Annotated in this window: 12 protein-coding genes; 5 read left to right on the forward strand and 7 right to left on the reverse strand. The window is 36.9% G+C overall.

What is annotated here, in order from left to right; genetic code table 11:
* On the forward strand, positions 1-275 hold a 275-nt coding region (locus N518_RS16050), incomplete at its 5' end, for an integrase core domain-containing protein (RefSeq protein ID WP_034593493.1).
* A 36-nt stretch (positions 276-311) separates the two neighbouring features.
* On the opposite strand, the gene N518_RS0101150 is transcribed toward N518_RS16050, so the two are convergent.
* Positions 312-1,292, reverse strand: a complete 981-nt coding sequence (locus N518_RS0101150; RefSeq protein WP_026443920.1) for a hypothetical protein — start codon at positions 1,290-1,292, stop codon at positions 312-314.
* Positions 1,293-1,378: 86 nt separating this feature from the next.
* On the opposite strand from N518_RS0101150, the gene N518_RS0101155 reads away from it, so the two are divergent.
* The 3 genes from N518_RS0101155 to N518_RS0101165 all read left to right on the forward strand — a co-directional run bounded on the left by N518_RS0101155 (position 1,379) and on the right by N518_RS0101165 (position 4,056).
* The gene (locus N518_RS0101155; RefSeq protein ID WP_017400743.1) at positions 1,379-1,606 is read left to right on the forward strand and encodes a helix-turn-helix transcriptional regulator; all 228 of its coding nucleotides are present in this window, start codon (positions 1,379-1,381) and stop codon (positions 1,604-1,606) included.
* A 285-nt stretch (positions 1,607-1,891) separates the two neighbouring features.
* Complete coding sequence (locus N518_RS0101160) at positions 1,892-2,980, forward strand: YagK/YfjJ domain-containing protein (RefSeq protein WP_017400742.1); 1,089 nt, start codon at positions 1,892-1,894, stop codon at positions 2,978-2,980.
* A gap of 71 nt (positions 2,981-3,051) precedes the next feature.
* Entirely contained in the window at positions 3,052-4,056 is a 1,005-nt protein-coding gene (locus N518_RS0101165; RefSeq protein WP_026056625.1) for a hypothetical protein, read from the forward strand.
* Between the two features lie 161 nt (positions 4,057-4,217).
* Here the strand turns inward: N518_RS0101165 and N518_RS0101170 are convergent, their stop codons facing one another.
* On the reverse strand, positions 4,218-5,108 hold the full coding sequence (locus tag N518_RS0101170) for a hypothetical protein (RefSeq protein ID WP_004842547.1): 891 nt from the start codon (positions 5,106-5,108) through the stop codon (positions 4,218-4,220).
* A 214-nt stretch (positions 5,109-5,322) separates the two neighbouring features.
* On the opposite strand from N518_RS0101170, the gene N518_RS0101175 reads away from it, so the two are divergent.
* Positions 5,323-5,544 carry a hypothetical protein gene (locus N518_RS0101175; protein WP_000541018.1) on the forward strand — a complete coding sequence of 74 codons (222 nt, stop codon included), beginning with the start codon at positions 5,323-5,325 and terminating at the stop codon, positions 5,542-5,544.
* Here the strand turns inward: N518_RS0101175 and N518_RS0101180 are convergent.
* The 5 genes from N518_RS0101180 to N518_RS0101200 form a co-directional block, all read right to left on the reverse strand.
* The gene (locus N518_RS0101180; RefSeq protein WP_004890115.1) at positions 5,537-6,736 is read right to left on the reverse strand and encodes a tyrosine-type recombinase/integrase; all 1,200 of its coding nucleotides are present in this window, start codon (positions 6,734-6,736) and stop codon (positions 5,537-5,539) included. The genes N518_RS0101175 and N518_RS0101180 overlap by 8 nt on opposite strands.
* 448 nt (positions 6,737-7,184) lie before the next feature.
* Positions 7,185-9,254: a putative bifunctional diguanylate cyclase/phosphodiesterase gene (locus N518_RS0101185; RefSeq protein ID WP_026443921.1), complete on the reverse strand. Its 2,070-nt coding sequence runs from the start codon at positions 9,252-9,254 to the stop codon at positions 7,185-7,187.
* Between the two features lie 589 nt (positions 9,255-9,843).
* Complete coding sequence (gene ilvC, locus N518_RS0101190) at positions 9,844-10,860, reverse strand: ketol-acid reductoisomerase (protein WP_005016389.1); 1,017 nt, start codon at positions 10,858-10,860, stop codon at positions 9,844-9,846.
* Positions 10,861-10,894: 34 nt separating this feature from the next.
* Positions 10,895-11,386, reverse strand: coding sequence for an acetolactate synthase small subunit (gene ilvN, locus N518_RS0101195; RefSeq protein ID WP_005016393.1), 492 nt, complete (start codon positions 11,384-11,386; stop codon positions 10,895-10,897).
* Entirely contained in the window at positions 11,383-13,110 is a 1,728-nt protein-coding gene (locus N518_RS0101200; RefSeq protein WP_005016394.1) for an acetolactate synthase 3 large subunit, read from the reverse strand. The genes ilvN and N518_RS0101200 overlap by 4 nt, the downstream gene beginning before the upstream one ends.
* Positions 13,111-13,483 lie beyond the last annotated feature (373 nt).

The raw sequence follows: 13,483 nt of genomic DNA on the forward strand, positions 1-13,483 counted from the left end.
ATATTGATCACACGAAGACAAAAGCAGCTTCGCCGCAAACAAATGGTATCTGTGAGCGTTTCCATAAGACGATTTTGCAGGAGTTCTATCAAATTACGTTTAGGAAGAAGCTTTATAGCTCATTGGAAGAATTACAAGTTGATCTAGACGATTGGCTGAAATTCTATAATACTGAACGGACTCATCAAGGAAAAATGTGCTGTGGTCGTACACCACTTGAAACTTTACTTGATGGAAAACGGATTTGGGCTGAGAAGAATTTAGCTCAAATTTAACCTGACAGGCACAATAAAAAATGGGTAACTGTCAGATCAGGTTTGAGCTAGTACATCTAATTGGAATGGAATATGCTCTAAATTACCTTCACTAAGCTGTCGCCCCAAAATACTGTGCACATCAAGCAAAGAGAAATACATTGCATCATAGAATGAGAGCCCTTTATCTAGTGCAACTTGAAACGTTAATTTTATTTCTGGAATAGTGGCTGTATTCTCATCAATTTCTTCACCATTTAAAATACGCTGTGCTAATTTATTTTTTGGTTGTGCCCATACTTTATTCTGATCTTTTCTCAATGTATCCAACGGTGTCAAAAAATTAATCAATGAATGATAATGAATTAGTGACTCATGCTGAAAAGGTAATCGGGAAAAAGTTGTATGAAACTCTAAACACAGTGGCATTAAGAATTTGAGCGGATCAAATTGCATTCTAAAACTTAAAGCAGCTAAATCATAAATATCTGTAAGTGAGAATGCGCTCTCAAATAATTGATTATATTCTTTATCACCTCTAATAAAGTTCAAAGTTTGAAAGGCTCTGTCTCTAAATTCTTGATTCGAAATAATCTGAAAAAAATCTAAAATGGGTGATTTAAAATCAGATCCATATTGAGTATCCCCCCAAAATACAGCCAATAACTCTAACTCAAAAAACTTTTTGGAATCAAATTTCATAAAATTTGCAACAAACTTCATTTCAGGATGTTGTGCTAGAAAATCATTATATAAACTAGATTCTTCTAATTTTTTTTCTAGAGTCTCTTGATTCAATTCATTTTCAACAAACTTTTCTGATTCAATTTTCCTTTCAGAATGATGTGGTAAAAAATTACCAACCGCACCGATCTTTTGAGACATTCTCTCTACGATTAATTGATTTAATTCATTCAAGTCATTTAACTGTTTCTGATAGCGATGCATGAATGCATAACGCTCAAATTCCTGATCAATGAATTGTTTGGTACGAATGAAACATGCCGTTTTAAGAAATTCTATTGAATTTTTTTTCATACTTCCCCGTTTGGAATTACATTCGCTGTTTTTTTTCCAAAGATACGTTGTTAATTTTGGCTTATTCAATCACGGAGTCAAATCTTATGCAATCTAATACATTACAACCACCTACAATCCATCGACTAAAAAAGGTCATTGAAATTACAGGTGTAAGTCGTTCTGTCATATATGAAAAGATAAATGAAAAATCGAAACGTTATGATCCAACGTTTCCAAAACCTATCAAGCTTAGTTTGAACGCTGTAGGTTGGTTTGAGCATGAACTCATTCAATGGCTTGAGCTTAAAGCTGAGCAACGTTTTACCTGCTAACTTTCCAAATCGACTTTCGATTATGAAAATCGATATTACTGAGGAAAAGATGAAATGGATTATTGAAATCATCGTTGTCATATTTTTCAATAATTTAGGATTTTATATTTAATTAATAAGTACTAATAATCAATATATCCTATTGATAAATATTACATTAATTAGATTCATTATTCATCGTACAACTCTTCTAAAACCTATATCAAACTTATCACGACTCATACCAAGGCTACCAATGCCTTGGTAGGGATTCGCTTACTTAAAATTTACCTAAAAGAGAATTATATGAACACAGATCTAAATGACTATCATGATGATTATTATGAAAAGTATTCTATATGTGAAATAGATGAAGAGAATATTGTAATTATTGATGATGATGAAGCAATACACAAAAATACTATCATTCAACTCATTAAAAAGATGTCAACGTATGGAAATAACGATGTATATAGATCTCATCCAAAAAGAAAACAATCTTATCTAATAGATCATTCGGCAATACATAATACGTTTAAAAGAATTGACCCAAGATTTATATATGATGTCACGTACACAAGTGCTGAGACAGATCTATTTCGTAAGATCTGCGTGGAATACCTGCCTTCACATATTGTAAATGATACTTCTACAAACTTTTGGCAACTTGCTCACAACGAACCAATAGCGATCAGTACAGCTCATTACAAGCTCAAGGCTCAAATTTTAAACGAGTTCTACCAACATCTCTTTGAGGCATTATCGACTGATGCAGACTATAAAAAAGCAGTGCAACTACGCAAAGAAAAAAGCCTAAATCAGAACAAGAAAGCCAAACGGCTTATCAATAAATTAATTAGTAAATTCAGTAAATTACTAGTACTCAGGATTGATTTTTCAATTGATCGAAAATTTAACATCACACTTGAACTAATGAAAACCTACATGAGCATTTTCTTAAAAAAACTCCATACACTAAATGACAATGTACCTGCCATTGTCGGCTATATTTGGAAATTAGAATACGGAATAAAAAAAGGCTATCACTATCATTTTATCTTTTTCATGGATGGCAATATCCATAAAAAAGAGACTTTTTTTATAGATCAACTCGCTAAATTATGGAATGACATTACTCTAAATAAGGGTACTTACCATAGTTGTAACCACAACAAGAGTTCTTACAGAAAACTCGCAATTGGCACACTTATTCATGATGACCAAGAAAAAATCAACGCACTGTATATGGTCGTGGATTACATAACCAAAGTTGACCAATTCATCATTGAGAAAACGCTTAAGAACCATCGTACTTTTGGCTATAGCACTCGCAAGCTTGAAAAAAGCAAAGCAGGAAGGCCTCGTCAGATCACCGCAGGATCAATATTAGTCTAATTCAAAACATCCCACAGATGCTCTTCAACCTTAGAGAGCACAATACCCATATTTAAAAAAACGAGACCATTATGAACATGCTAATGCAACCTACGAATACTACAGAAAGCACCAATCTACCTTATTTTTGTATGGGTGAGTTGAACCTATCCATCATGCAAAAAGTTTCAGAAATCATAACCAATCCCAACTACCAGCCTTTCAAAAGAAAGACCAAAAAAAATGCTCAAACCGTTATCCAATACTATGTTAGTAATAGCCCACATACGGATCATGCTTTTTATTATTTGCAATCTATTCACCCCATCAGTACTCCGTTATTACAACATACTGCTTTCAACATCAGTCAGAGTGTCAAGGCTATAAATCAGGCATATACAAACTTGGGTTACGTTTCAGATGGACCTATTAATCCAACGCTATTACACAATGAACATTATGTTGAGCAGATAAAATCAGTTGTAGATGCATTCGTATATGAATTGAAAAATCATTCAACCAGTAAAAGTGCAATCGCTGATCGTGATAATCGTATTGCATTAATCAAAGAAATACGTACAGCCAATGTACCTGTAATGAAAAAGCTGTTTAAAACTCAACAACGATTTAATCTTAATCACTTTATCTATACATTTAATATGGAGAAATGTGAGTTGCATGATAAAGCATTTTTGGAACGAGAACTTGCAAAACAAATTTCAAATATGATTGAACAATTTCATGAAAATCATCAATCTGAAATTTTAGCTTTATTTTTTTGCGTACAACGTAATTTATCAAACAATTATGTTTTAAACGTATATTGTGCGACAGATCTTGAATATGAAAAGCTTTCTATGAAAGATTGCATTCAATTACGAAATGGCAATTATATGATTGTTGCACCAACTTCCAATATTTCGTTAAGTACTGAGGAATTCAACTACCCAATGGATCTTCAAGGCGCAGACGGCATAAATGAAAAGACATGGAAAGCAATCTTCGGAGAAATACTTTTTAAATACAACTATTTTTATTACGAAACTGAATACGTATCACCCAAATTTATTTACAGAAAATGTGACTCCAACCACTGAATTATATAAAGCTTAATTGACCATTATTTGAATCTGCATATTATATAAAAAACATATTTAATAGACTTCTTGCGTTAGTCAAAATTTAAATAGCCTAAAGCTACATTTAATAAGGTTTTAGCCAGTTCAAAAATTAGGTAAACGATACTTTCGCAAGAGGTCTAATCTTTATTAAATAAAATTTCCTTTAATATTTCAGGCTGATTTCTTAACTCATGGATGATTGTTTCAGCAATGTATCCACCACTGTAAGGCATCTTATACCCAAACTCCTCCATCTCTTTAGAGGGATATTTTGCCTTCAATATCTGTTTAAGATTGTTAAGTTGCAGCTGTAATTTTTCTATTTTTTTCGCAATTGATGCTGGCTTTCTTCGCAGGCCATCAGACTGAGCTTTAGCGTACAACCGCTTACTCTCCTGCTCTAATTCACTGAGCATTTTTTGCTTAAGCACAAGTTCAGACTGAAGCCATTCAATATCGTAAACCTCAAAAGCTTTGACTAGATCATCAAGCACAAAATTAACTGCTTGATTCAAATTATCCCATTTGCCACGACGCACCATCTGCTCTCTTAAAGTGCGATATAAAATTTCCCGTCTTGGATATAAATGCTTGTCGTAACGAGCTTTGACTGCAATGATTGCCTTTGCACTTTTGGCAAGTGTACGGTTCTGAATAAACTCCACCCCACCAAGCATTTGCACATAAGCAATTAAAATATCTGAATATTGCCTTTGGAAAATTTTGGCAGGCAAGTTATTCACCTCAGGTCTTAATGTATTTATCTGCATTAAAAGCTGTGCAATCTGGAATGGCTTGAAAGGGATTGAAACCACATCCCCCATCATTTCTAAATGAAAAGCTGACTGCTCACTCAATGGAAAATCATTCTGCTGCATTCTTTTTATGATTTTTTCTTTTTGATCAATATATGATTGATTCTCCGTTTCTATTAATTCATTATTCAATTCACACTGATAGTAGTAACAAAAGTTTAACCATATATCCTGCTCAAGCTGCTCTAACCTTGATAATTTTTTATCAATCATAATTCATTAAAATACAGACAATTACATAGCATAATACTACTATATTTTTAAAAGCTAGTACCAATCTACTTTTACAATTTTTTAAATTTTATAGTTACCCCATCAATGAACTGATCTAATAGTTTTAACATTATAGGTTGATCTCCAGCCAATATTTAAGGTTAAAAAATTAGTTCTTTTATCTAATTGCGATAATCACAAAAGGATCAAAGATATGGGCTACTTAACATCTAAAGAAATTCGCCACAAACTCAAAAATTGCTCTGCATCGACTTTATGGCGTTACCAACAACCTAATCAAAAAATGTTCGAGCAACCAATGCCTCAACCTATTAAGAAATGCGCTGGCTCTACTAGCCTTTGGGATGAAGAAACGTTTAACGAATGGCTAATCAAATATTTCAATAACAACCAAATGAGTAATCTGTCTAGCTAGACAGATTACTTAATTTTTTCCACCATTTTTTATAAGCCTTCGACATCTCTTTTTGATAATCATAATAGTCATATGTCCCCTGTTCCCCAGGCATCACATGACCAACCATCAGTTCCGCAACATCCCTACTTGTAAACGCACTGAAATTTGTCCTTGCTGTACGCCGTAAATCATGCATAGACCAATGATCCATTTCAATTTTATAATTCTTCCTTGCAAACTGCATGAAGTTATAAGGGGTATCTGTTGGCCCACTACGCCCCATTGGCTCTTTGCCATTTTCATGTGGGAAAATGTATTCAGAATTACTCAAATCCATTGCAGACTGAAGCCACGGTTTGATCTCATCAATAATAGGTCGAACAATGTCCCCTTTACTTTCTCCTGTCTTATGATTTTCATACGGTACTGTCCATGTATTTTTACTAAAATCGAAATCTGATTTCCGTGCAAGCCTCAACTCACTATATCGATTACCATAAAACAAACATAACTTGAGAAATAAAACATTCCTTAATGATGTTCTAGACTCATCACAAATCTTAAAAATTAAAGACAACTCATCATCTTGTAATACTCGAACAGTTTTATTTTTCTTAATATTCAAGTCACGCTTTCCAGTGATATGTCTTATGGGATTTTGCTCAATTAATTTTCGATTAATCCCCCAATCCAAACACTGCTTTGTATTCGTAAGAATGCGATCAGTTATCGATGGCGACTGTTTAAATTGCTCTTCTAGTAAATCTAACCACATATGTAATGTGATTTGCTCAGCAGGTATGCTACCTAACTTTGGGAAAACATAAAGTTCAAATGATCTTAAATATTGATCTGCATTCTTTTTATTAGGAATACTATATTTCGCATGCCACTCACGAAATAACGCTTCAAAAGTTATAGCCTCTGTGATCTTGTGAAGCTCTACTTTTTTATGAATACGGGGGTCATGTCCCTTTTCTAAAATTGCTTTCATTTTCTGCAATTCAATACGAGCCTCTTTAAGGCTCATATTTGGATAAGTTCCCAAGTCTAAACGAGCTTGCTTATCGTTATATCGAAAACGCATCTGAAAAGTGAGTTTTCCTTTTTGCGATACACGAACGCTCAATCCATCTTGATCAGACTCTGTATGTATAGCTGAACGTTCACGATCTAGATTCTTCTTAAGCCACGTATCTGTTAAAGGCATTTTACTCCACCTGTGTACATATTTTTTTCAAATAGAAAATTCTAGAAAATGTGTACACACATATGTACACAAACATACTGACTAGACTTGAAATCTATTGAATGGGGTTGAAAGATATACCAGATAAAGAATATCAATATTTTTATATTTTTACAGCACTTACAATGCTTTTATTATTATATTTGAAATAGGTTGAATGGGCTTGAATAGATATCAAATATTTGGGTGGGAAATGATGGCAAAAGTCCTGCGCGCCTTTACCTGACTGATTAATTCATCTTTAAACATTGATAAAAATCTGCATTTGTACACATCCTGTCTAAAACATCAACGTGATGTTCTGAAAGCATGTGAGAGAAAAATTTGAAATTGGCGCAATTGTAGCAGATCAAGACTGCTTTTAAATCGGTAGTTGTATGGCAGTTTTATTTTTGAGAGTTTTTATCTTTTAGAGTTGAACGCTTTGTTTATAAACTTTTAAGCGCTCAACCTCAACAGGCGCACCTAATAGATAACCTTGTAATTGCTGACAACCTAAACGTGTCAGAATTTCCGCCTGCAGTGGTGTCTCCACACCTTCGGCAGTGACAATCAAGCCAAGTTTTGTCGCTAACTGAATAATACTTTCTAGAATAATTTCTTCTTTATTCCCCGGCTTTAACCCGACAATAAAACCCCGGTCAATCTTCAATTCATCTACAGGTAAATCTTTTAAATACAGCAGACTTGAATGTCCGGTACCAAAATCATCAATCGCAAGACGAATTCCCATTTTTCTGAGTCGCTCAAAACTACGAATACTCAGTTCAATATGATGCATGGCAGTAGATTCAGTAATTTCAATAATCAGGTTATTTGGCTGGATCCTGTACTTTTCCAAGAGGTTTTCCAAGGTATCAAACAGCTTCTGATGCTCGAACTGGATTGCAGAGAGATTAACAGCAACCGGACAGAGGCTGATTCCATTTTGTTCCCAATACTGGATCTGTTTGCAAGCTTCCTCAAGCGCCCAATATCCCATCGGAATAATCAGACCGGTTTTTTCAGCCCCTTCTATAAACATATTAGGGCTAAGCAGGCCCAAGGTAGGATGCTTCCAACGAATTAAAGCTTCTACCCCACAAACTTCATAGGTTTTAGCTGAAAATTTGGGTTGATAAAACAGGATAAATTGCCGCTCTTCTACAGCTTTATACATATCATTAATCAGTTTAGACTGACTTTGAGCTTCATACTGATGCACAGAATAACTAAAGACAGCATAGGTATTGCGACCCTGTTCTTTCGAAGCCAGCATAGCAGCATCTGCATTGATCAACTGATCCTGCAAATTAGTACCATGCTCTGGATAAATCGCAATACCGATACTGCACGAAATATTGATTTCCTTGCCCGCGATCAGATAGCTTGCCTGAATCAGGCTTAAAACTTTTTCAGCATAATAAATGGCACGTTTACGCCCAGTATTTTCAATGATCAGGAGAAATTCATCTCCCCCTACACGTAACAGTTTAGCTTCAGGGCCAAGATTTTGATGAATACGAGCGGCTACCTGAATCAATAACTGGTCACCTACCTGATGGCCGAAAGCATCATTTACTGCCTTGAAACGGTCCAGATCAATATATAAAAAGGCAAAACTCTTTTTATTTATTTTATGCTCAATAAATAAACATTGGGCATAATCTAGCAGAAAAAGGCGGTTAGGAAGCCGGGTCAAATTGTCCTGAACAGCCAGATTGGCCAGTTCTTTATTAATTTCCATAAGGCGCCGGTTACGCTCTTCCAGACGCTCTTCCAGAATCGCTACCAGAAATGCTGTCATGAGTACCAGACAGGTAATAAAAACAATAGTAAATAATAAGAGTGTACGTCCTGCCTGGTAATGTTCCAGAACTTCAATCTGTCCACCGGTATAGAAAACGACACCAGCCATGGCAATATAATGAACACTGGAAATACTGAGTGCAAATACCAGTGCTACGCCCAGTTTAATCCAGAACCGATATTTAGTGGCATGCTGATATTTAAAAGCCAACCAGAATGATAATCCTGTTCCCAGTATTCCCACCAATACTGAAAGAATTACCAGCAAAAGCTGGTAATAGATCATATAGCCATGCAGGATGAGACCCATCATCCCGGTATAATGCATACCAGAGATTCCAAGTCCCATCACTACTGCAGCAAGTACCAAACGTGGTAGGGACAGAAATTCACGAGAAGTTAACCAGAGTGCAAAGATAGAAGCAGCGGAAGCAACTAAATATGAAACGATGGTTAAGGCAGGGTCAAATACTGACTCTTGGGAAAGATGCACAGCGAGAAGCCCGGCAAAGTGCATTGAACAGATCGCCAGGCCTAAAAACAAACCGCTCCCGGCAAGAACTACATTATGATACTTAGGAAAAGTATTTTGAATTAAAAGTTCACGTAGCGAGATTGCAATATAACAGACGGCTACGGCCACCAAGACCGAGCCTAACACCAGTATGCTGTTATAATGCATATGAACCATAAACAATCCAAAACAAAATGATAATTATTCTTCTTGCAAGTTAAGTACCTTAAAGCATACCTGTTATGTGTAGCGTAAAGAATTGGTAAGATTATTTATTCCTGCATTTAGGTTAATTCTTTTTATTTTCATTATCAATTAAATAATTTCTTAAATAATGCTTTAAAAATTACCTTTTATCTGGAAAATTCTATAGAACGTTAAAATAAAAATAAATGACCAGAAAAACAGCACGAAATAATAGATGATTTATTTTCCAGTCCTTTTTAGCTCATCATTTTAAAACTCATAATAGCCATACATCCAATATGAAATATGTATTCTGGAATCCGGTAAATTTTTTCCTTAACTTGGCCTGAAGTTATTTTTAAATTTGGTAGTTTATAAATCTTGAGAACAATTAAAACAGATCATTATTTAACAATTTTAAGCATCAAGATTTTTATCATGAAGTAGAATTTAAGAAAGAGTACTTAATAAAAAATTAAAAACAGAATATTTAATAATCACTAAATAGATATTCTGATTTTTTCACTCATAAAATAAAAACCCTACATAATGCAGGGTTTTTATAAATAAAGACAGAAACTTAGTTTTTTTCTTTATCAACAATCTTGTTAGCTTGAATCCACGGCATCATTGCACGAAGTTTATTGCCTGTTACTTCAATACCATGAGCAGCATTTTGACGGCGACGTGCGGTCATGGACGGATAGTTTAAGGCACCTTCCTGAATAAACATCTTCGCATATTCACCTGACTGAATACGTTTTAATGCATTACGCATTGCTTCACGAGATTGTTCATTAATAACCTCAGTACCAGTCACATATTCACCATACTCAGCATTATTTGATACTGAATAGTTCATATCTGCAATACCACCCTCAAACATCAAATCTACGATCAGTTTAAGTTCATGCAGACATTCAAAGTAAGCCATTTCTGGTGCATACCCTGCTTCAACCAGCGTTTCGTATCCCATTTTAACCAGTTCAACCGCTCCGCCACAAAGTACAGCTTGCTCACCAAACAGGTCAGTTTCAGTTTCTTCGCGGAAAGAAGTTTCAATGATACCAGTACGGCCACCACCTACACCCGAAGCATAAGACAGCGCAACATTACGTGCATTACCTGAAGCATCCTGATGGATCGCAATCAGATCAGGAACGCCTGAACCACGCTGGAATTCTGAACGTACGGTATGGCCTGGTGCTTTCGGTGCAATCATGATGACATCAAGATCTTTACGCGGAACAACCTGGTTATAAAGAACAGAGAACCCGTGGGCAAATGCAAGTGTTGCACCCTCTTTAATATTTGGTTCAATAACATCACGATAAAGTTGTGACTGGAATTCATCTGGAGTGAGGATCATAACCAAATCAGCCTGTTTGACTGCTTCAGGAACTTCTGAAACTTTAAGGCCAGCATTTTCTGCTTTTTTCCAAGAGGTAGAACCTGCACGCAGGCCAACCGTAACGTCTACTCCAGAATCTTTCAGGTTCAGTGCATGTGCGTGGCCTTGTGAACCGTAACCAATAATCGCTACTTTTTTGCTCTGGATGATTGATAAATCACAGTCTTTATCATAAAAAATTTGCATTTGTTATCTCCACTATAATGCTTTTTAAATTTAGTTAGATGGTTAAAACTTTTTCGCCACGCGCGATGCCTGATACACCAGAGCGAACCACTTCAAGAATGGTATTCTCTGCAAGTGCATCAATAAAACCATCTATTTTTTCTGTTGTCCCTGCAATCTGGATGGTATAGGTGGTCGGGGTTACATCCACTACCTGGGCCCGGAAGATGTCTGCGGTACGCTTGATCTCGGCTCGCGCTGCACCTAATGCTTTGACTTTAATCAGCATCAGCTCACGTTCAATATGAGCACCTTCAGACAGGTCGACCACTTTTACTACTTCAACCAGCTTATTCAACTGCTTGGTAATCTGTTCGATCTTATGGTCATCACCATAAGTTGTTAAGGTCAAACGTGACAAGGTTGGGTCTTCAGTTGGTGCCACGTTAAGGGTTTCAATATTGTAGCCACGCTGACTGAACAAACCGACCAGACGGGAAAGCGCGCCGGCTTCGTTCTCTACGAGTACAGAGATAATATGTCTCATTTCGTGCGCTCTCCTTTTGTCAACCACATATCTTGCATAGACTGACCTGCAATCAGCATAGGATATACATGCTCAGTACGATCTACCATGACATTGATGAAGACACACTTGTCATTGATCGCCATCGCTTCGGCTAGTTTAGACTCCAGTTCATCTGCATGATCAATTTGGATTCCAACATGACCATACGCTTCCATCAGTTTTGGAAAATCAGGTAAGGACTCGACATAAGAACTAGAATGACGACCTTCATAATTCATATCCTGCCACTGTTTTACCATACCAAGTGCACGGTTATTCAGGCAGAGAATTTTGACATTCAGGCCATACTGTTTACAGGTTGATAATTCCTGAATACACATCTGGATAGAAGCTTCACCAGTAATACAAACCACCTGCTGTTCTGGACAGGCCAGTTTGGCAGCCATGGCATATGGTAAACCTACGCCCATGGTACCCAGACCACCAGAGTTGATCCATTGACGTGGCCGCTTGTACTTATAATAAAGTGCAGCAAACATCTGGTGCTGCCCTACATCAGAAGTAATAATGGCATCTCCATTGGTCAATTTGCACAGGGTTTCTACTACCTGTTGCGGTTTCATTGAACCATCATTAGCCATTTGATATTTCAGGCCGTGTACCTTGCGCCATTCATTGATCTGGCTCCACCAGTCAGCAATTGCTTCAGGATTCGGCTTGGAAACATTCATCTGCTTCAACTGGGCCAGCATTTCCTGTAGTACCGGCTCTACTGCGCCTACAATTGGAATGTGCGCCATAATCGTTTTTGAAATGGTCGCAGGGTCAATATCAATATGAATAACTTTAGAATTTGGGCAGAATTTTGCCGGATTATTGGTAACACGATCATCAAAGCGCGCACCAATCGCCAGAATTACATCAGCATTATGCATCGCCATATTGGCTTCATAAGTTCCGTGCATACCTAGCATACCAATAAACTGAGGGTCATTACCCGGGAATGCTCCCAGTCCCATCAGGGTATTAGTTACCGGATAACCCAGAGTATGTGCCAGTTCAGTCAGCAGATGAGAAGCATTGCCCTGTACTACGCCACCGCCAGTATAAATTACTGGACGTTTAGCCGAGATCAGTTCGTCAATTGCTTTACGGATCTGACCTGCATGACCACGTGAAGGCGGCTGATAAGAACGCATCTTCACTTTTTCCGGATACTCGTAGGCAAATTTTTCAGCCGGATTGGTCGCATCTTTAGGAATATCAACTACAACAGGACCCGGACGTCCAGATGCTGCAATATAGAATGCTTTTTTAATAATTGCCGGAATTTCACTGGCATGACGGACCTGGAAACTGTGTTTTACGATTGGACGGGAAATACCGACCATATCTGTTTCCTGAAATGCGTCTTCACCGATGAGATGGCTTGCAACCTGGCCAGACAGAATGACCATTGGAATTGAATCCATATAAGCAGTTGCAATTGGAGTTACAGTATTGGTTGCGCCTGGACCTGAGGTAACCAGAACTACACCAGTTTTACCGGTAACACGTGAATAAGCATCAGCCATATGACCTGCAGCCTGTTCATGGCGCACGAGGTAATGCTTGACTTTGTCTTGTTGAAATAGCGCATCGTAGATATGTAAAACTGCGCCGCCTGGATATCCAAAAACATGTTCAACGCCTTCATCCGCGAGTGCGCGAACGAGCATTTCACCACCAGATAAAAGTTCCAACGTGATTCACCCTAATCTTATTTGCATTATCATATGGAAGGCATAGATAAGTGCTTAATTCATTAACTGTCTGCACTGTTATAGCACACATATTTCATAGTTTTTGCCGCAATAGGAAAAAATTCTGATCGGGCTGCTGTTTGAGCGGCACAGTGATCTAAAACATGCTGGGATAAACATATTTTACGGTTTTGTACATCTCCTCGGCTAGAGGAAATGCCCATTGCGTATCATGTCATTTATTCGAAGGGTGATCGAACAGATGCATATAAAACCTGAGCAAGCATTTTTCTTGTTTCAGACTGTAAAGTCAAGATGAAAGATTGGCTTTTTTTGCTCAATAAATAGTTCGAACAATTTTTCTACTATTTTC

Source organism: Acinetobacter sp. UNC436CL71CviS28 (genome assembly GCF_000620525.1).
Lineage (GTDB): Bacteria > Pseudomonadota > Gammaproteobacteria > Pseudomonadales > Moraxellaceae > Acinetobacter > Acinetobacter radioresistens.